The organism is Azospirillum sp. UENF 211521 (genome assembly GCF_058780535.1).
The window spans coordinates 166,510-187,234 of sequence record NZ_JBSNCF010000003.1; the positions used below are offsets into that span (position 1 = coordinate 166,510).

Annotated in this window: 8 protein-coding genes; 2 read left to right on the plus strand and 6 right to left on the minus strand. The window is 71.7% G+C overall.

From position 1 onward, the window contains the following. Positions 1-6 precede the first annotated feature (6 nt). From ACWPN5_RS25630 to ACWPN5_RS25650, 5 genes are read right to left on the minus strand one after another with little or no spacing between them, the layout of a single operon-like run. Positions 7-783 carry a thioesterase II family protein gene (locus tag ACWPN5_RS25630; protein WP_492298172.1) on the minus strand — a complete coding sequence of 259 codons (777 nt, stop codon included), beginning with the start codon at positions 781-783 and terminating at the stop codon, positions 7-9. After that, positions 783-2,435, minus strand: a complete 1,653-nt coding sequence (locus tag ACWPN5_RS25635) for a cyclic peptide export ABC transporter (RefSeq protein ID WP_492298174.1) — start codon at positions 2,433-2,435, stop codon at positions 783-785. Before ACWPN5_RS25635 ends, ACWPN5_RS25630 begins: the two co-directional genes overlap by 1 nt. Next, on the minus strand, positions 2,432-4,081 hold the full coding sequence (locus tag ACWPN5_RS25640; RefSeq protein ID WP_492298176.1) for an ATP-binding cassette domain-containing protein: 1,650 nt from the start codon (positions 4,079-4,081) through the stop codon (positions 2,432-2,434). Before ACWPN5_RS25640 ends, ACWPN5_RS25635 begins: the two co-directional genes overlap by 4 nt. Further along, the gene (locus tag ACWPN5_RS25645) at positions 4,078-5,079 is read right to left on the minus strand and encodes a TauD/TfdA family dioxygenase (RefSeq protein ID WP_145687846.1); all 1,002 of its coding nucleotides are present in this window, start codon (positions 5,077-5,079) and stop codon (positions 4,078-4,080) included. The genes ACWPN5_RS25640 and ACWPN5_RS25645 overlap by 4 nt, the downstream gene beginning before the upstream one ends. After that, the gene (locus tag ACWPN5_RS25650) at positions 5,076-17,690 is read right to left on the minus strand and encodes an amino acid adenylation domain-containing protein (RefSeq protein WP_492298179.1); all 12,615 of its coding nucleotides are present in this window, start codon (positions 17,688-17,690) and stop codon (positions 5,076-5,078) included. Before ACWPN5_RS25650 ends, ACWPN5_RS25645 begins: the two co-directional genes overlap by 4 nt. Positions 17,691-18,055: 365 nt before the next feature. On the opposite strand from ACWPN5_RS25650, the gene ACWPN5_RS25655 reads away from it, so the two are divergent. Beyond that, positions 18,056-18,259: a DUF3008 family protein gene (locus tag ACWPN5_RS25655; protein ID WP_145687823.1), complete on the plus strand. Its 204-nt coding sequence runs from the start codon at positions 18,056-18,058 to the stop codon at positions 18,257-18,259. A 40-nt stretch (positions 18,260-18,299) separates the two neighbouring features. Here ACWPN5_RS25655 and ACWPN5_RS25660 read toward each other — a convergent pair whose 3' ends face one another. Further along, positions 18,300-18,905 carry a DedA family protein gene (locus ACWPN5_RS25660; protein WP_492298180.1) on the minus strand — a complete coding sequence of 202 codons (606 nt, stop codon included), beginning with the start codon at positions 18,903-18,905 and terminating at the stop codon, positions 18,300-18,302. Between the two features lie 210 nt (positions 18,906-19,115). Between ACWPN5_RS25660 and glpD the strand changes: the two genes are divergently transcribed. Continuing rightward, the gene (glpD, locus tag ACWPN5_RS25665; protein ID WP_492298182.1) at positions 19,116-20,657 is read left to right on the plus strand and encodes a glycerol-3-phosphate dehydrogenase; all 1,542 of its coding nucleotides are present in this window, start codon (positions 19,116-19,118) and stop codon (positions 20,655-20,657) included. The last annotated feature ends 68 nt before the right edge of the window (positions 20,658-20,725 follow it).

The window sequence follows — 20,725 nt, forward strand, 5'->3', positions numbered from 1 at the left end:
CAACGCTCAATTGGTGTTTCGAAAATTTTCTTCTGTCAGATGTTCGGCAATCACCGCGCGCTGCTCGTGCAGGAAGAAATGGCCGCCGGGAAGCGTGCACAGGCTGAATCCCGCCCCGGCCAGCCGTTCCCACCCGGCGACCTCCGCCACTGTGGCCTCGGTGTCCTCCGCCCCGGCGAAGGCCAGGATCGGCACCGGAAGCGGCGGCGGATCAGGTTCGAGGAACCCATCGGACATGGCGAAGTCGGCGCGCAGCATGGGCAGCATCAGCTCCATCAGGTCGTCGCAGGCCAGCACCTCGGGCGGGGTGCCGCCCAGCGCGGCGAGGCGGGCGCGGAAGTCCGCATCGTCCAGGCCATCGACGGGTGGCCGCCGCGACGGAAGGTGGGGCGCCCGGCGCCCCGACACCGCCAGCAGGGCGGGCGGGCGACCATGCGCCGCCAGCGCACGGGCCGTGGCGTAGGCCAGCGCCGCGCCCAGCGAGTGGCCGAACAGGATCAGCGGCCGTTCGCCCAGCGGCTCCAGCGCCGCCAGGAGGGCGGGTACGGCCTCCTCCACCCGGTGCAGCGGCGGCTCGCCGATGCGGCTCTCCCGTCCCGGAAGGCGCACGGCCAGCAACTCGGTGTCCGGCCCGACGTGCGACGCCCAGTCCCGGAAGACGGCGGCCCCGGCCCCGGCGTAGGGGAAGCAGGCCAGGGTGCGGCGCGGCGCCGAAGCCGTCCGGAAGCCTTGCAGCCAGGAGGGCAGGGTGGAGGACAGTGGCGAGGACAGGGGCGGGGCCATCACGCCGGCTCCAGCGCGAACAGGTGAGGGTGGCCGTGGCCTTCCTCGATGCGGCCCTCGTTCATGTGATAGACGCGGTCGGCGAGGCCGAACCAGCGCTCGTCGTGGGTCACGCAGATGACGATCTTGCCCACGGCCTTCAACTCGGGCAGCAGCTCTTCGTAGAAGACGCGGCGGAAATGCGGGTCCTGGTCGGCGGCCCATTCGTCCAGCACGATGACCGGCTTGTCCTCCAACTGCGCGACCACCAGGGCGAGGCGTTTGCGCTGGCCGGTGGACAGGGCGACGGTGCTGAAGCCGCCGTCCGCGACCGTCACCTTGTCCTGCATCTCCAGCCGCTCCAGCAGGGCGCGGACGCGCGCCGGGTCAGGGTCGGCGACGCCGTAGAGGCGGCGCGACAGGTGGTAGTCGGAGAAGATGGCCGAGATCATGTCGCGGTAACTCTGCATCCGTTCCGCCGGCACCGGTTCCCCATCGGCGAGGAGTTGGCCGCCGTCCAGCGGCATCAGCCCGGTCAGCAGGCGCAGCATCGTGGATTTGCCGGAGCCGTTGCCGCCGGTGACGAAGGTGATCTCGCCCGCCCGGAACTCCGCCGACAGCGGCCCCACGGCAAAGACGGGCGCGCCCGAGTCATCGTGATAGGCGAAGGTGGCGTCGGTCAGCGCGATGCGCGTGGGCGGGCCGGGCAGCCGCTCCGTCCCCTCGTCCGGGGCGCTGCCGGCGGCGGCGCGCAGCCGTTCCTCCATAGCCTCGATGTTGGACAGGGCCATTTCGGTCTGGGCGACCAGCGGGGTGACGAAGGACACGGTGCTGACCGGCCCGACGATGAACAGCGCCGCCGTGGTCGCCGCCACCACCACCGTGTGATAGCCGGTGGTGAACAGCGGCACGACGAAGACCATCATGCCGATCAGCGTGTAGAACATCCCCTCGACCAGCGCGAAGTTGCGGCCCCACCGCTCCTTCATGTCGACGTTCACCGCCCGCGCCCGGGACGAGGCGTCGGCGAGGTCGCGGATCAGCCCGTCGCCGCGGTGGCGGTTCATCCGCACCTCCTTGAAGCCGCGCAGCAGGTCGGTCAGCCCGTCGAAGACGCGCGACTCCGCCGCCGCCGCCTCCATCATGTTGCGGCGCAGGCGCTGCACCCGCGCGACCTTCACCGCCACGGCGATGCCGGCGAAGGCGAAGGCCATCACGCAGGCCAGCGGCGACAGCCAGGCCAGATAGACCGCCAGGAAGACCAGCATCACCGCCTGCTGCCCGCCGATCGCCAGAAGGGGCAGGGTCTGGGCCAGCGTCTGGGTGTCCTGGGTCAGCACGCCGTGCAGGGACGCCCGTCCGATGCGGTCCACGGTCACGAGGTCGGCGCGGCGCACCAGATCGAACAGGCGCAGGCGGATCTTGTGGATCAGCCGCTCGGCGTCCTGGGACGCGGTGACCAGCGCGTAATTGTGGGTCACCCCGAACAGCGTCACCGTGACCGCGTACATCACCAGAAGCCGCGGGCTGACGATGCCCTTGGCGGCGTCCTTGGCGGCGGCGTCGACCAGCCAGAGCAGCGCCGCGGTCGCGATCGCCGACAGGACGTTCATCAGGGCGAGCGTGCGCAGATTGTCCGGAAGCTCGCGCAGGACGATGGCGGCCAGCCTCATGATACGCCCTCCGTCTTATGGGCGAGTTCGGTCAGGCGGCCTTCCTCCATGTGCAGGCGGCGGTCGGCGACGTCGAAGTAATGGTCGTCGTGGGTCACCGCCACGATGGTCAGGCCGCGCCGCTTCAACTCCGGCACGACTTCCCGGTAGAACTTGAAGCGGAAATGCGGGTCCTGGTCGGCGGCCCATTCGTCGAGGATCAGGATCGGGGCCTTCTCCAGGATCGCCGCGACGAGGCCCAGCCGCTTGCGCTGGCCGGCGGACAGGTCGCGCCGTCCGAAGCGGTCGCCCTCCAGGGCGGTGACCCGCTCCATCTCCATCCAGCGCATCAGGTCGGCGGCCTCCACAGGGTTGATGGCGTCCTGGCCGTAGAGCCGGGCGAACAGGTGGAAATCGGCGAAGACGGTCGCCATCAGCTCGCGGTAGGCGGCGATGCGCTGCGGCCCGACCGGCACCCCGTCCACCGTGATCCGCCCGCGCAGCGGGTGGTAGAGGCCGGTCAGCAGCTTGATGAAGGTCGATTTGCCCGACCCGTTGCCGCCGGTGATGAAGATCACCTCGCCGCGCCGGATGGTCAGGTCGAAGGGACCGACCGCGAAGGGCGCTTCGCCCGGCGGGGCGGGGAAGGCGAACTCCACCCCCTCCATCGTCACCTTGGCGAAGTTGACGGGCACCGGCAGGGCGGGGCCGTCGCTCCCGGCCTCCGCCAACTCCGAAAGCTGGCCTTCCAGGGCCATCATGCGCCCGGCGGCGGCCTCCGCGGCGCTCATCACCGCCAGCGACTGCATCAGCCCGAAGACCGGGGCCGACATGAAGAAGATGGCGGCGGTGATCTTCACCAGCTCCGCCGAGATGGCGCTGGAATAGGACGGCACGACGAAGACGACCACGCCCAGCATCAGGTTGAAGGCGCATTCGCCGAACACGAACTGCTGCCAGGTGTGCAGGTGCACCGCGCCTCGGGCGGTGATGGTGCGGCCGGAGACCGTGGCGAAGGCGTCGTTCAGGTCGCGGCTGCGGGCGCTGTTCAGCCGCTGTTCCTTGAAGCCGTCGAACAGGTCCGACACGCCTTCGAACAGGATGGCCTCCTCCGCCATCATGGCGCGCTGCCGCTCCTCCAGCGCGCGGCCCAGCCGGATGTAGAACCATGTCCCGGCGCCGAGCAGCCCGCCGATCAGCAGGAAGGCGACCGGCGAGATGGTGGCAATGTAGAGCAGGATCGTCCCGGTCAGCAGGACCGAGCGCACGGTCAGCGCCAGGAACTGCGAATTCTGCGAAATGAGCTGGCTGCTCTGCGTCACGCTTTCGAACAGCGGGGTCTGGCCGAAGCGTTCCAGCTTCCACAGGTCGGCGCGGCGGATCTGGTCGAGCAGCCGCATGCGCAGGCTGTCCACCACCTCCTCCGCGTCCGCCGACAGGTGGGCGACCATGCGGCCTTCCAGGAGCATGTAGAGGAGGACGCTGGCGACGAAGGCGGCGGCCAGCGGCACGTTGACGAAGTCGGCCTTCTCCGCGGCGATCTCCTCCGCTCCCCGGTTGACCAGAGCCAGCACCAGCGTGGAGAAGAGGGCCGACCCCAGCGCGTAGAGAACCAGCCGGCGCAGCGGCGCCGGTCCCAGCCGTCCCAGCAAGCGGAGGAGGTTCATCGCGCGTGATCCTGCGGGGTGCCGTCGTCGATGCGGATGCGCAGCGCGTGGCGGTCCGGGTCGGCGAAGGCGCCGCGCCCGTGGAGCGCCTCGTGGTTGTTCATCGCCAGCAGGCTGTCGGACTCCATGAAGGTCTCCAGCCGCTGCGCCGGGTTGTCCAGTTCCGCCTGGAGGATGGCGAGCGCGCGGCGGACCTCCGGGGTGTCGTGCTCCGGTCGGGCGGCGAGGCCGCGGCGCAGCGTGTCGGTGCGGAAACGGATGAGCGGGCGGTCGCCGAAGACGGTGGCGAAGGTCACCTCCACCGCGTCGCGCGACCCGGTGCGGGTGAAGGTGGCGGGAATGCGGAAGGGCAGCGCCGTCCGCGACAGAAGGTCAAGCGCCCAGCGCCCCTCCTCGCTGCCGGCCAGAGCCGCGCGGACGCAGCGGGCGTCGCGCAGGCTGGACCGCCCGCCGCCGCAGGCCGCCGCCCGAGCGAAATAGAGCAGCATGTAGCGTTCGGGGTCCGGGAAATACTGGGTGTCGGTGTGGAAATCGGCCTCGTCCGCGTGCTCCGAGAAGGTGGAGGCGGCGCCGCTGCGCACCAGCTCGGGGCGGAGCTTGATGTCCCACACCACCTTGCGGTCGATCCGGTCGGTCGCGGTCGGCGCGCCGATGCCGACGGCCAGCGCGTAGAGCAGGCGGCGCCGGGTGTCGAGATCGTGACCGCCGAGATGGGCGCGGCGGATCAGCACGCCGCTGTGGCTGGTCTCCAGCCGGTCGCGGATCGCCGTGGCCAGGGCGGACAGGCCGGGCGCGGCCTCCGCCAGTTCGCCGCGCAGCTCGGTTTCCCGCCCGTCCGGGACGAGGGCGGCGGCGTCGGTTTCCGTCCCGTGGCGGGCGGACAGGACGGCCAGCGCACGCGCTGCCTCGGTGTCGGGCAGCGGCTCCACGCTGAACTCCCCGGTGCGGAAGCCGAGATCCTGGACATGGGTCAGCATGGTGGCTCCGGAGGCGGTCATCGGGAGAAAAGATCCGCGGCGGCGCACAGCATGTCGGCCTGCCCGGCGCGGGGAACCGGCGGCCAGCCGAAGCCCATGCGGCCGAGCAGCGCTTGCGTGCGTTCGGAGGTCAGCTCCTGCCGCCGCCCGCGCGCCTGGGGGGAGCGCCCGCTGTAAAGGCCGAAGCCCTCCAGCGTCTGGGCCAAGGCGCCGTCCATGTCGGGTTCGCCGATGGCGCGCTCCAGCCGGTCGAGCAGGGCGTCGAAGCCGACCGCCCGCACCGCCCCCGCCATCCCCGCCGCCGAGGTGACGAAATCGGCCAGCGTGTCCCGGCGGTGGTTCTCCACATGATGCGTCTCGTTGGCGAGGCCGGCGGCGCCGGCCAGCAGAGCCACCGCACGGGCCACGCGATCGACGTGGCAGAGCCAGACGTGGGAATCGTCGGGCACCACCCCCAGCCGCACGAAGGCGGCCAGTTGCCGGAAGAAGGCGTTGTCCCGCAGGTTCAACTGCAGCGGCCCGCCCTCCGCCGCGAAGACGACGTTGCCGACGCGGTGGATGCTGGCGTTGCGCAGATCGCCGCGCGCCGCCGTGACCAGCCGTTCCGCCTCCTGCTTGCTGCGGACGTAATAGTTCTCGTCGAGGACGTCCGGCACCGCGTCGTATTCGGTGACCAGTTTGAAGCCGTCCTCCGGCGCCTTGCCGGTGACCGACAGGGTGGAGATCAGGTGGAAGTCCGCCGGGTCGCCGCGCCGCGCGGCGGCGAGGTCGAGGAGCCGGCGCGTCGCCTCCACATTGTCGGCATGGAACTCCGCGTAATGGCCGAAATGATTGACGTTGGCCGCGCAGTGGAAGACCGCCCGCACCCCCTCCGCCAGCGCGCCGCGCACCGTGGGTGTGAGGCCCAGCCCGTCGCGGCGCAGGTCACCGGCCCGCACGGTCAGGCGCGGATCGCCGATCAGCGCCGCCCCGCCCGCCGCCCCGAAATAGCCGGCCAGCACGCGGCCGAGCCGGGCGTGGGCGGTCCGGTCATCGGCCCCGCGGACCAGGGCGGTCACCTGCCGCGTCGGATCGGTCAGAAGCTCCCGCAGCAGATAGGCGCCGAGATAGCCGGTGGCGCCGGTCAGCAGCACCGCGCCGTAGCCGCGCCGCTCCGTCCCGTCGAAGGCGGCATAGGCGGTGTTGCGCGCCTCGTAGGCCCGCTGCTGCTCGGCCAGCGCCCGGTCGCGGGCGGCGTCGAAGGCGGGCAGGGTCGCCTGATAGTCCTGCCAGTGGGATCGGACGGCGGCGATCACCCGGTGCAGATGGTCCGGCTGGGGCCGCAGGCGCAGCGCGAATTCCGCCAGCACCGGGGCTTCGTAGAGGTCGTTGATCCTGCAGGCGAACTCGCGGCGCAGGCGGTTGACCACGGCGATCGCCCGCAGGCTGTCGCCGCCCAGCTCGAAGAAGCCGGCCTCTCGCCCCGGAACGGGCCGCTGAAGCTGCTCCGCCCACAGCTCCGCCACCCGCTGCTCCACCGCGTTGCGCGGCGGGGTGTAGGCGCCGGAGGCCGTGCCGTCGGAGGGCGCGTGGTTGGCCAGCGCCTGCAGCAGCGCCTTGCGGTCGACCTTGCCGGCCACCGTCACCGGGATCGCCGGCACCCGGATCACCGCCGCCGGCACCATGTAGGCGGGCAGGGCCGCCGCCGCATGGGCGGCCCAGGCGGCCTGCGTCGGCTCCGCCGCGTCGGGCGCAAGGCTGACGAAGGCCCACAGCGTCTGGGCGCCGCCCGGCGGCGTGTCCACCAGGGCCACCGCCTGCTGGACGCCGGGGTGGGCCTCCAGCCGGTGCTCGATCTCGCCCAGTTCCACGCGCTGGCCGCGCAGCTTCACCTGGCTGTCCGACCGGCCGAGGACCAGCAGCTCCCCGTTGGGCAGCCAGCGGCCGAGGTCGCCGGTGCGGTAGCGGCGGCCCTTCGCCGTCTCGACGAAGGCGGCGGCGGTCAGGTCGGGCCGGTTCAGGTAGCCGATGGCCAGCCCCAGGCCGCTCAGCCAGACATGGCCGATGGCGCCGGGGGGAACCGGTTCGCCGTCCTCGTCCAGGATGTGGATGGCGGTGTTGGGCAGCGGGCGCCCGGCGCTCATCCACGGCGAGTCCGGGGACAGGATGCCGATGCTGGCCGCGGCGGTGTTCTCGGTCGGGCCGTAGCCGTTGATGTAGCGCAGCCGCGCCGCGTAGTGCAGGGCGTCGGCGGCGTTGGGCGGCTCGCCCACCGTCATCAGGATGCGCAGAGTCGGCAGGTCGGCCTGCTCGAACAGCCGCAGGTAGGAGGGCGGCAGGGTGGCGGAGGTGACGCCCAGCCGTTCCATCTTGGCGCGCAGCCCGGCGGTGTCGTCCATTTCGGCGCGGCGGATGGGAACCAGCGCGCCACCGGTCGCCCAGGTCATCACGGAATCGGAGATCCAGGCGTCGAAGGAGGGGGAGGAACTGAGGAGCGTCCGTTCGTCCGGCTGGACGCCCATCATCCGCGCCATCGACAGGCCGAGGTTCAGCAGTCCGCCATGATGCAGCACGACCCCCTTCGGCACCCCGGTCGATCCTGAGGTGTGGATGATGTAGGCGGGATCGCCCGGCGTGCTGCGCGTGCCGGCCTCCGGCTCCTGGGCGTTTGCGGCGCGGAATTCTTCGGTCAGGGCTTCCGGGCGGAGGACGGCGTAACCGGCCTGCCCCAGCGTGTCGGGCAGAGGATGGCCGTCCAGCGCCACGACGACGCGGATGGCGGCGTCGCGGGCGATGAAGGCCAGCCGGTCCGCCGGCAGGTCGCGGGTCAGCGGCAGATAGGCGGCCCCGGCCTTCCAGATCGCCAGCACCGCTTCGGGCAGGGCGGGCGAGCGCTCCGTCAGGACGCCGACCGCGTCGCCGGTCCGCAAGCCAAGCGTCAGCAGTGCGTGGGCCAGCGCGTTGGCGCGGGCGTTCATCGCAGCGTAGCTGACCGCGCCGTCGTCGGTGATGAGGGCTGGGCGGTCCGGCTGCGAGCGCGCCAGCGCGGCGAATTGGTGGTGGAAGCAGCGAACCGGGTGCGGCATCGCCGGGCCGCGCTCCCACGCGGCGAGCAGCGTTTCCTCGTCCGGCAGCAGCGCGGGCAGCGGGTCGCCCGGCGTCCGCTGCGGATCGGCCAGCCGCCGCGCCCAGCCGGCCAGCGCCGCGGTCCAGGCCTGCGCGGTCTCCCGTTCGTAAAGGGCAGCGTTGGCGTAGAGCTGGAGGATCAGCCCGCCATCCGCCTGCCCCTCATGCACCAGGACGAGGTCCTGGGCGGGGGCGCTCTGGCGCAACTCGTACTGGATGCCGTCGCCGTCGAACGTGTCGATGGCCGCGAAGCGGAGCCCGTCGCAGGGCGGGGCGGGCATCGCCGGATTTTCCGTCACCGCCAGATCGAACAGCGGGTAGCGGGCCGGATGATGCGCCTGCGGCTGGCTGCGGCGGAACTCCGGGTGGATGCGGGCGAAGGGCTGGCGGCCATGGCGCAACGCTTCCGCCAGACGGCCTTGCGTGGCCTTGACCGCCGATTCCAGCGGCTCGCTCCGGTCCACCCGGAAAGGCACCGGCAGCATGTTGACATAGTAGCCGACGACGCCCGCCTCCTCCGCCGTTTCGCGGGTGGAGGCGGCGGTGCCCATCAGGAACGCTGCCCGGCCGGTGCGGCGCCGCACCTCATGCGCCATCAGCGTCATCATCAGGGCGTGCAAGCTGGCGCCGTTGCGCCGGGCGAGGGCGCGCAACGCCTCCGCCACGTCCGGGGTGAGGCGGACGCGGTGGCAATGGCTTCCCTTGGCCGTTTCGGTGCTGCGCACCGGCGGACGGGTGTTGTCGAGCGTCCATTCCTCGAAGGCGGCGGGGTCGATCCCGGCGAGCAGGCGTTGCCAATGCTCCGCGTCCGCCCGGGCGGCCTCACCGGCCAGATAGGCTTCCTCCCGCGCGGCGGAACGGCCGAAGCCGGGGGCGCGGCCGGGCAGGGACACCCCGCGCAGAATCGCCGCGAGATCGTCCGCCAGCAGGCCGAGCGACAGCCCATCGCCGATGGAATGGTGCAGAGCCAGCCAGAACAGGGTGCCGCTGCCGTCCGCCACCCGCACCAGCCCGGCCCGCCACAGCGGCGGAGCGGCCATGGCGAAGGGCGCCGCCTGGCGTTTCCGGATGAGGTCGAGCGCGGCGGCGCGGTCGGAGGCCGTGACAGTTTCCAGGTCGGTGGTCGTGGTTTGGACGACACGGCGGAGCGTGCCGCCTTCGTCCTCTTGGAAACCGGTGCGCAACGCCTCGTGCCGCTCCGCCAGGGCGGTCCAGGCGGCTTGCCAGCGTTCGTCGGTCGGGACGTCGCCCTCCACCGACAGCGTCAGGGGGATGGTGAAGCCGCGGGTGTCCAGCCCGGCCTGCTCGGCCACCCAGAACTCCCGCTGGCCTTCGGTCGCGCGGTCGGATTCGGCGTCGGTTGGGGCATCCACGGGAGCTGTGGCGGCGAGGCGGGCGGCGAAACCGCGCAGGGTCGGCTCGGTGAACAGGTCGCGGGCGGAGACGGGGTGTCCCAGCTCCGCTTCCAGCGCGTGGGCGACGGCGATGGCGAGCAGACTGTGGCCGCCGAGCGCGAAGAAATTGTCGTCGCGCCAGACCGGGCCGCGGCCCAACCGCTCCGCCCAGATGCGGGCGACGGTCTCCTCAAGCCGGCCCTGCGGCGCCATCCGCGCTCCTTGCGGGGCGTGGCCGGCGATCAGCCCTTGCAGCGCTGCGCGGTCCACCTTGCCCGACGCCGTCACCGGCACCGTTTCCACCGCGATCACCCCGGCCGGGATCATCACCGCGGGCAACCGGTCGGCCAGCCAGCCGCGCCAGGAGTCCTCGGCTGGCACCGGCTTGCCGGGAATGGGGCGGACGAAGGCCCACAGGCTCTGCGCGGAGCCGGCCTTGCCTTGCACGAGGGCCACAGCCTGCGCGACGTCCGGGTGGGCGCCCAGCGCCTGTTCGATCTCGCCGAGTTCGATGCGGATGCCGTTCAGCTTCACCTGATCGTCGATGCGGCCCAGCACCTCCAGCTCGCCGTCGGCGCGCCAGCGCCCGAGGTCGCCGGAGCGGTACAGCCGTCCGGCACCCGTCCCGACGAAGACCGCCACCTCCTGCTCAGGACGGTTCAGATAGCCGCGGGCGAGGTTGGCGCCGCCCAGCCAGATCTCTCCCACCGCGCCCGGAGGCACCGGGTGGCCCGCCGCGTCGCGGATGTGCACCGACGTGTTGGGAAGCGGGCGCCCAACGGGCAGGAAGCCCCGGTCCTCCGTGCCCAACAGCCCCATGGCGCTGGTGACGGTGTTCTCGGTCGGGCCGTAGGCGTTGTAGTAGCGCAGCCGCCCGGCGTAGGTCCGGACGTCGGACGCAAGGGGCGCCTCGCCACCGGTCACCAGGATGCGCAGCGACGGCAGGTCTGCCCCGTCGAACAGGCGCAGATAGGTCGGGGTGAGGTCGGCGACGGTTACCCGCTGCTCCGTCAGGAAAGCGATCAGGCGCGCCGGGGCGCTCAGCACCTCGTATGGAACGGCGCAGAGCGCCGCCCCGGCGGCCAGTGGCACGCCGATGTCCGACAGCGACACGTCGAAGGAGGGCGAGGCGAACATCAGCGTCCGATCCTCGGCGGTCAGGCCGAAGGTTTCGACGGCTCCCAGCACCATGTTTACGTAGGCGCCGTGACTGACCGGCGTGCCCTTGGGGCGGCCGGTGGAGCCGGAGGTGTAGAGGATGTAGGCGGTGTCCTCCGGTCCGGTCGTAGCCTGTGGACGCGGGGCTTGCGGGCGGTGGGCCTGCGCCGTGCGGAAATCGGCGGAGAGGTCCTCCGGACGCAGAAGGGGCAGGGGGGACAGCGCGTCGGGCACCGCAGCGCCGTCCAGCGCCAGCAGCAGGGCCGCCCCGGCGTCTCCGGCGATGAAGGCCAGCCGTTCCGCCGGCAGATCGGCGGCGAGCGGCAGATACACCGCGCCCGCCTTCCACACGCCGAGAAGCGCAGCGGGAAGGTTCGGCGAGCGGCCGGTCAGCACGCCGACCACGCTGCCGCGCTCCGCCCCGCGTCCCCGCAGGGCGTGGGCAATGGCGTTGGCTTCCGCCTCGACGGCGCGGTAGGTCAGGACGCGGTCGGGGGCGATGACCGCCGGGCGTCCGCCCTGGCCGGTGCCGGGACGGTCGATCAGCCGCTCGAACAGTGCGTGGAAGGGCAGCGCCGGGCGCTCCACCGCCGGGCCGTGTTCCCACGCCGCGAGCGTCGCCTCCTCCTCCGGCAGCAGGGCGGGTGGCGACACGTCGGCGCGGGCGGCGTCGCCGCCCAGCCAGCGCGCCCAGCCGGCCAGCGCGTCGAACCAGCGCTCCGCCGTGTCCTTGGCGTAGAGTGCCGCATTGACGTGCCATTGCAGCAGCAGCCCGCCGTCGGCCAGCCCTTCATGGATCAGCACCATGTCCTGTCCGGGCGAATGGCCGGTGCGCTCGTAGGCCGGCCCGTCGCCATCGGGGCGGACGAGGCGCAGCGGGCCGGCGGCGGGCGCGCTCTGCGGATTTTCCGTCACCGCGATGTCGAACAGCGGGTAGCGGGCCGGGTCGCGTTGCTGCGGGCGATCCGTCCAGAAGCCGTGGCAGATCCGCGCGAAGGGCAGGCGGGCGTGTTGCAGCGCCCTGGCCAGAGCCGCCTGGGTGGCGCGCAGCTCCGTCCCGAAGGGAGTACCGGCAGCGGGATGCAAGGCCAAGGGCAGCATGTTCACGCCGTAACCGACGACCCGCGCGTCCTCGGCGGTTTCCCGGATGTCGCCGGTCGTGCCGATGGTGACGGCGCCGCGCCCGGTGCGTCGCCGCACCTCGCGCGCCAGCAGGGTCAGCAGAACGGCGTGCAGGCTGGCCTCGTGCCGGCGGGCGACCGTCTTCAGCCCCGAGGCGGTGGCCGGGTCCAACCGCAACTCGAAGCGGTGGCTGCCCGGTGCTGCCGTGGCGGCGCGTGGCGTGTCGAGCGGCCAGTCGTCGAACACCTCGGCGGGCAGAGCGGACAGCAGGTCCCGCCAATGGGCCTCGTCCGTCGCGCGGTCCCGGCCGTCCAGATAGCGCCGCTCACGGGCGGCCGTGGCGGTGTAGCGGGTGGGCCGAAGAGGCAGGGTCTCACCCGCCAGCAACGCGGTCAGTTCCTCCAGCAGGATGCCGACCGAGCGTCCGTCGCCGATGGAATGATGGATCGCCATCCAGAACAGCGGCGCGCCGCCGTCCGTCAGCGTCACCAGCCCGGCGCGCCACAGCGGCGCGGTCGCCATGATGAAGGACTGGCCCTGGCGGGCGCGGATGTGGGCCAGCGCCGCGGCGCGGTCGGGTTGCTTGGACAGCTCCGGGGTGACGTCGATGGTGGGGGTGATGTGGCGGCGCAACCGCCCTTCGGCGTCCTCCGCGAAGCTCGTGCGCAACGCCTCGTGCCGCTCGGCGAGCGCCGTCCAGGCGTTCGACCAGCGGGCCGCGTCCGGCATATCCCCCTCCACGGCGCGGATCACCGGGATGATGAAGGGCCGCGTGTCCAGCCCCGCCGCCTCGGCCACCCAGAATTCGCGCTCCCCTTCGGTGGCGAGGTCGGACTCGTCCGCGTCGGCCTGCGGCGCATCTGCCTCGCTCAGCTCCGCCACTTTGCGGGCGAAGCCGGCCAGGGTCGGGGCGGCGAACAGGGCGCGCGCCGGGACGGCCACACCCAGCTCCTGGGACAGCCGGTGCGCGATGGTCACCGCCAGCAGGCTGTTGCCGCCGAGCGCGAAGAAATTGTCGGTGCGCGCGACCTCCTCGCCCAACAGGCCGCCCCACAGGGCGGCAACGCGGTGTTCGAGCCCGTCCCGCGGCGCTTGCCGCTTCGCCGTGGTGGCATCGCCATGGGCGTATGCGAGGCGGAGCAGGGCGTCTCGGTCGATCTTGCCCGCGGGCGTCAGGGGAATGCTGTCCACCGCCGTCACGCTGGCCGGCACCATGAAGGCGGGCAGACGGTCGGCAAGGAAGGCGCGCCACGCCTCCTCGTCCGGCAGGGCAGCGCCGTCCTTGGCGCGGACGAAGGCGCGCAACGCCTTGGTGCCCTCCGCCGCGGCGTCCACCAGCACGACGGCCTGCGCGGCGGCGGGATGGGCCAGCAGGTCCTGCTCGATCTCGGCAAGCTCGACGCGCTGGCCGTGCAGCTTCACCTGATGGTCGATGCGTCCGCACAGGACCAGTTGGCCGTCCGCCGTCCAGCGCCCGAGATCGCCGGTGCGGTAGAAGCGGCCCTCCGCCGTCTCGACGAAGGCGCGGGCGGTCAGGTCGGGGTTGTTGAGGTAGCCGCGGGCCAGTCCAACCCCGCCCAGCCACAGTTCTCCCGGCAGGCCCGGGGGAACCGGCGTGCCATCCGGACGGCGCAGCGTGACGCGGGTGTTGGGCAGCGGGCGCCCGGCGGGCACCGGCCCGCCGCGTCCGCTGTCCGGCAAGATGGGGCCCATCGACACGAGGATGCTCGCCTCGGTGGGGCCGTAGGCGTTCCAGAAGGCCAGATCGGCGGCGTGGTGGCGGGCGTCGTCGGCGTTCGGCGCCTCACCGCCGGTCAGCAGGACTCGCAGGCCGCGGAACGGCTTCTCCTGGCTGACCCGCAGGTAGGACGGGGCGTGGAAGGCCACGGTCACGCCCAACGCCGCATAAGCGTCCTTCAGCGCCCAGGGATCGTCGCGCAACTCCGGCGGCACCGGCACCAGCGCCATCCCGTGCAGCAGCGCCAACCCGAGTTCCCACAGCGAGGCGTCGAATCCCGGCGTTGCCGCCAGCGCCATGCGGTCGTCGGCCCGCAGGCTGACCGTCTCCCCGGTCGCCAGCGCGGCGTTGACGAAACCGTCGTGACGGACCGCCACGCCCTTCGGATGCCCGGTCGTGCCGGAGGTGTAGATGATGTAGGCAAGGTCGTCCGGCGCCCCGGCCACGGCGGTCGGTGCGGCGGACCTTTCGAGAGTCTCGGGGCGGATCAGCGTCGGCACGGCCTCGGTCAGGGCGGGCGGGACGGGCTGGCCGTCCAGCGCGATCAGCAGCCGGACGCCGGCATCGCGGACCATGTAGGCCATGCGCTCCGGCGGCAGGTCGTGGGCCAACGGCAGATAGGCCGCCCCGGCCTTCCAGACGCCGAGCACCGCCGCGGGCAGGCCCGGCGCGCAGCCGGTCAGCACCGCCACGGCGTCCTGCCGCGCCACACCGCAGCCCAGCAGGGCGGCGGCGATGCGGTCGGCGTCCCGGTTCAGGTCGCCATAGGTCCGCACGCCGCTGCGGGTGACCACGGCGGGGCGATCCGGCTGGTGGGCGGCGATTTCCGCGAACAGCTCATGGGCGCGGCGGGCCGGGCGGGGACGCTCCTCGCCAAATTCCCAACGCTTGAGCAGGACCGACTCCTCCGGGAGCAGCGCGGGCAGCGGGGAGTCCAGGCGCGTCGGGTCGGCGGCCAGCCAGCGCGCCCAGGCGGCGAAGCCGGCCAGCCAGGAGCGCGCGGTGGTCTCCGTGTAAACGTCCGGGTTCCACAGCAGCGCCAGTTCCAGCCCGTCGCCATCCTCCGCTGTCACCGGCTCGTGGCTGAAGGCGAGGTCGAGGCCGGCGGCGGGGTGGGCGAGCGCGCCGGGCAGGCGTCGTGGGGTCAGCGACAGGCCGCTGAACGGATCGGCGCTGGTCCGTGGCGGGTTGGCGGTCAGCGCCACCGCGAAGAGGTTGGGCCGGGCGGGCGGCAGAGCGTCGGGGTGGCGCTGGCGGAATTCACGCTGGATCAGGTTGGCGGGCAGGCCGGCGTGTCCGACCGACTCGGTCAGCGCGTCCTGGGCGGTGCGGACCTGTGCGGCCAATGCCGCCGTGGTGCCCGGAAGAAGGACCGGCACCAGATTGACGAAATGCCCGACGGTGTCCTCCGCTCCCGCCGGGCGCAGGGAGACGCCGGTGCCCAGGATCAGGTCGGACCGCCCGCCGCGCCGCCGCGCCTCCGCCGCCAGGATCGCCAGCAGCAGGCCGTGCAGGCCGACGCCCTGCGCCTTCGCGATGGCTGCAAGGGCCGCGGTGGTCGCGGCGTCCAGCCGCTCGGCCAGGGGCGGGGCGGAACGACCGCCGGGCGTGGTGGGGCGCGGCTGGTCGAGCGGAAGCTCTTCGAACGCCTCCGGCGGCAGGGCGTCCAGTTTGGCTTGCCACAAGGCGCGGTCCTGCGCCGCCCGGTCGGAACGGAGATGGCGCGCCTCGTCCCGCGCCGCCAGCGCGATTCCGTGTGCCGCCGGGGGCAGGGGGCGGCCCAGCAGCAGGGACGGAACGTCCTCCTGCACGGTGCGGGCGGACTGGCCGTCCACCACGGCGTGGTGCAGCACGAACCAGAACAGCGTCTCGTTGCCGGACTCGATGAGCATCAGGCCGGCGCGGGCCAGCGGTGCCTCGCTCAGGGCGAAGGGCGTCTCGGCATAGCCGGCGATCAGTTCCCGCGCCTCCTCCGGGAGGTGACAGCGGTCGATGGAGAAGCCGGCTGCGGGCGGCAGGGCGGCGGTGGGAACCGTGCGCCAGCGCACCCGTCCGTCGGCGTCGGCGTGGAAGGCGGTGCGCAGGGCCGGGTGACGCTCCAGCAGAGCGGCCCAGGCGGCGCGCCAGCGCTCCACCTCCGGAACGGGGCCGCGCACCGACAGGGCGCGCACGACGTGCGACCCGGCGGCGGCGAGGCCGAGCTTGGCGGCGACCCAGAAATCCTCCTGTCCGGCGGTGGCGGGACCTTCGCCCAGGTCCGGCGGCTCGGTGTCCTCGCCCTTCTGTTCCGCGATGCGGCGGGCCAGCGTCTCCACCGTTCGGGAGGCCAGGATCACCGGCACCGTCACCGGATGGCCGAGCGCGTGGAGGCGCTGCCCGACCGCGATGGCGAGCAGGCTGGTGCCGCCGATGGCGAAGAACGGGTCGTCCCGCATCACCGGGCGGGTGTCCAGCACCTCCTCCCACACCGTGGCGATGGCCCGTTCCAGATCGCCTTGCGGCGGTGTTCCGCCCGTGCCGCGCGCCGCGGTCAACGCCTCTTCGGCGAGCGTCAGCAGGGCGCGGCGGTCGGTCTTGCCGGCGGAGCTGATCGGCATGCGAGCCACGGCCTTCACCCGAGCGGGCACCATGTAGGCGGGCAGGCTGCGGCCGAGGAACGAGCGCCAGTCTTCCGACTGGGCCGCCTCCGGATCGGCGCTCTCGACGATGGCGGTCAGGCGGCCCTGGTGCTGAAGGGCGGCGGCGCGGCTGACCAGCGGGTGGCGCAACAGCGTCCGCTCGATCTCGCCCAGCGACACCGACTGCCCTGACACCTTCACCATGTCGTCGGCGCGGCCCAGCGTCTCCAGGTCGCCGTCTCGGTTCCAGCGTCCCAGGTCATGCGTGCGGTAAGCGCGCCCGAAGCGTGTCTCGACGAAATTCTCCGCCGTCAGCTCGGGCTGGTTCAGGTAGCCGCGCGAGACGCCCCGTCCGACGACATGGATCTCACCGACCGCGCCGCCGGGCACCTCATTGCCATGGCGGTCGAGCAGATGGACGGCGTTGTTGGTGAAAGGCCGCCCGCTGGGCAGCGGGCCGTCGCCGTCCGGATTCACCTTGTGCATGCAGATGGTGCCGCAGACCTCGGTGGCGCCGTGCATGTTCCAATAGTCGAGATGGCGGGCGTAATGCCGCGCGTCGTCGGGGTTGGGCCGTTCCCCGGCGGTCAGGATCATGCGCAGCCCCGCCGGCACGGCGCCACGCAGCAGCCGCAGGTAGGACGGCGTGAACAGCGCGATGGTCACGCCCAACCGGGCCATATGGTCAAGCAGCCGGGCCGGATCGTCGATCAGCGCGCGTGAGGCCGGGACGTAGGCGGCCCCCGAGAGCAGCGGCAGGCACAGCTCGCGGAATCCCAGGATGAAGCCGGGGGAGGTGGACAGCAGCACCCGGTCGCCCGGCCCGACGCCCTGCGCCTCCGTGTGGCCGAGCGCCAGATTCACGCAGGCGTCGTGCTGGATCAGCACGCCCTTTGGCTGGCCGGTGGACCCGGAGGTGAAGAGGATGACCGCCAGTCCGCTTGCCAGCCCGTTCACCGGGCCGGACCGATCCGGGCGTTCCGTCGCCTTGGCGAGGCTGTCGCCGTCCAGGGCTTCGGGGCGCAGGACGGCCTGCGGCCGCTCCGGCCGGCAGTTGGCGGCCAGGGCATCGGTCAGCGCGTCTGGCGGGACCACCCCGTCCAGCGCGATCAGCAGCCGCATCCCCGCTTGCCGCGCCATGTTCGCCAGCCGCTCCGCCGGCAGGTCGGCGACCATCGGCACATAGACGCCGTCCGCCTTGAGGATGCCGAGGAACGCCTGCGGCAGCGCGCCCGACCGCTCCGTCAGCACGCCGACCGGCTCTTCCCGAAGCAACCCGAAGGCCAGCAGCGCGTGGGCCAGCGCGTTGGCCGCCGCGTCCAACCCGGCGTAATCCAGGGTTCCGTTCTCCGTCACAACCGCCGGGGCGGTGGGGTGCCGGTCCGCAAGCCGTTCGAATCCCTCATGCAGACGAAGATCGGGCCAAAGTCTGACCGGCCCGAAGCTGTTGGACAGATGAAGGTGTTCGGTGGGGAGGTGCGGCGTGGTGTCGGGCATCGAAGTCCCCACAATTCCTTCGGCGTTGCAATGATCCGACGGGACAATTTGCGACGAGTTTTTACAGAAACGTCATATGCGTCCCAAAAAGGGATTAGGTCGCCGAGAATACGTCCTAAAAGGGGATTGTCAACGCATGATGCAACTCAAAGAAATTTTGACAGAAGAGAAAGCCACATTACGAATGCGGAATGCTATCGACACACCAACGTGTGGTTATCCTGCTTTGGCGAGGGTTGCTCCGATCGTGGCGGAGCAAACGGAGCGCGACGGCTCATCAAAGGTTGCAGCGCTCGCCGGCACGACGAAACCCCTCCCCATCCTGTTGATGGAAAGCGCTTTCACATCACAGGTGGAGGGATCGGATGAGCAAGGCGGAATCCAAGAAGCAGCAGATGGCCGCCGGCGCGGCGCTGGCGGCTAAGCGCGGCGAGCAGCCGGAGTCCAGTCTGCGCGGCGCGTCGAAGGACATGGCGAAATCGATGAGCGAAAAGGAACTGCGGGAGATGGCGTCCGCCAAACGCAAGGACCTGCCCACCCGCGGTTCGAAGGACGATGCCAAGGAGTGAGGGAGGCCGGCTTAGCGGACACTGACGGGGGCACTCCCCGTCAGTTCTGCTCCTGCGGACGGAAGGTGGCGACGCGGTACGCGTACCAGCCGGCGAAGGCGGCGATGACCAGCTTGGCCACCGGGTCCATCCAGCCCGACACCTTGTCGTATTGGCCCTCCAGCAGATAGCCGGCGCCGGCCAGGACCAGCGACCACAGGGCCGTTCCGAGGGTCGAATAGACCAGGAAGCGCACCAGCCCCATCCCGGCGATCCCGGCGGGGACGGAAATCAGCGTGCGCACCGCCGGGATCAGCCGCCCGATCAGCACCGATGCCGCGCTGTGGCGGCGGAACCAGCCCGTCGCCTCGTCGACCTGCGCGGGAGCCACGGTCAGCCAGCGGCCATGGCGGGCAGCCAGCCGCTTCAGCCGCTCGCTGCCCAGCCACCGCCCGGCGTAGTACCAGAACAGCGCTCCGGCCACCGACCCCACCGTGCCCGCCAGCACCACCAGCGGCAGGCTGAGGTCGCCGCGGGCGGCGACGAAGCCGGCCAGGGGCATGATGAGTTCCGATGGGATGGGCGGAAAGACGTTCTCCAGCAGCATCAGAAGCGCGATGCCGGCGTAGCCGCCGCTTTCGACCATGTCTGCGATCCACTCGAACACGCGGTCCTCCGGTTCCGGTTGCCTGGATAACCCGCCGGCGCTCCCGGAGTTCACCGGCTCCCCCAACGAGGGAGGGGGGATGGAGCCATGTCCTTTCGTATCGCTTTCACTTTTTTCGTATTGCGGCCCGCTGAACCCTCGGCTACCGTTTGAAACGAAAACAAAGGCGCAGACCGCAAGGGGCGGGCGCACAACGGAGAGGAGGGATGGATGGCCGGGGTCTACGACCTTGCCATCGTCGGCGGCGGCATCAACGGCTCCGGCATCGCGCGCGATGCCGCGGGGCGGGGCTGCTCCGTCTATCTGTGCGAACAGAAGGATCTGGCGTCGGGCACGTCCTCGGCCTCGACCAAGCTGATCCACGGCGGCCTGCGCTACCTGGAATATTACGAGTTCCGGCTGGTCCGCGAGGCCTTGCGCGAGCGCGAGGTGCTGTGGCGCATGGCGCCGCACATCATCTGGCCGCTGCGTTTCGTCCTGCCCCATCTGCCCGGCCTGCGGCCCTCCTGGTTCCTGCGGCTCGGCTTGTTCCTCTACGACCATCTCGGCGGGCGGGAGAAGCTGCCGGGCACGCGCGGGCTCGATCTGCGCAGCGATCCGGCAGGGAAACCGCTGAAGCCCGGTTTCGGTCGCGCTTTCGAATATTCGGATTGCTGGGTCGACGACGCGCGTCTGGTGGTGCTGAACGCGCAGGACGCCGCGCGGATGGGGGCGACGATCCGCACCCGCACCCGCTTCCTGGGCGCCGTCCGCGAGGACGGGCTGTGGACCGTGACGGTGGAGGACGCGCGCAGCGGCCAGCGCAGCAGCATCCGCGCCCGCGCGCTGGTCAACGCCGCCGGCCCCTGGGTGTCGGAGGTGATGCGGCAGGGCGCGCGCTCCACGGTGGACGCGCGCATCCGTTTGGTCCAGGGCTCGCACATCGTGGTGCCGAAGCTGTTCGACCACGACCGCTGCTACATCTTCCAGAACGCCGACAAGCGCATCGTCTTCGCCATCCCCTACGAGCGCGACTTCACCCTGATCGGCACCACCGACAACGACTATCAGGGCGATCCGGCGGACGTCCGCGCGTCGGAGGCGGAGATCGCCTATCTCTGCGCCGCCGCTGGGGACTATTTCGCCAAGCCGGTGACGCCCGCCGACGTGGTGTGGACATACTCCGGCGTCCGCCCGCTCTACGACGACGGCGCCTCGACGGCGCAGGCGGCGACCCGCGACTATGTGCTGGCGCTCGACGCGCCGGGCGATGGGAAGGCGGCGCTGCTCAACATCTTCGGCGGCAAGATCACCACTTACCGCCGTCTGGCCGACGCGGCCATCGCCAAGCTGGCTCCCTTCCTGCCGAAGCTGGCTCCGGGAGCGTCGGACTGGAGCAGCGCCGGGACTCTGCCGGGCGGCGATTTCCCGGTGGACGGCGTCGCCGCGCTGGTCGCCGAACTGCGCGGGCGGGCGCCCTTCCTGACGCAGCCGCATCTGGAGCGGCTGGTGCGCACCTACGGCACACGCGCCCGCCGGATTCTCGACAGCGCCGCACGGCCGGAGGATCTGGGCCGTGACTTCGGCGGAACCCTGACCGAGGCCGAGGTCCGCTACCTGATGACGGAGGAATGGGCGGAGACCGCCGAGGACGTGCTGTGGCGCCGGACCAAGCTGGGGCTGCGGCTGGACGCCGCCCAGGCCCAGGCGCTCAACGCCTTCATGACGGAGGAGCGCAGCCGGAGGGAGAGGGCATCCGACGCTGCCGAATAGCGGGCGTGGAAAAACGGCGACAAGAACCATCTCAATAAAGAAAAAATGAATATTGGGGAGGAAGGCCG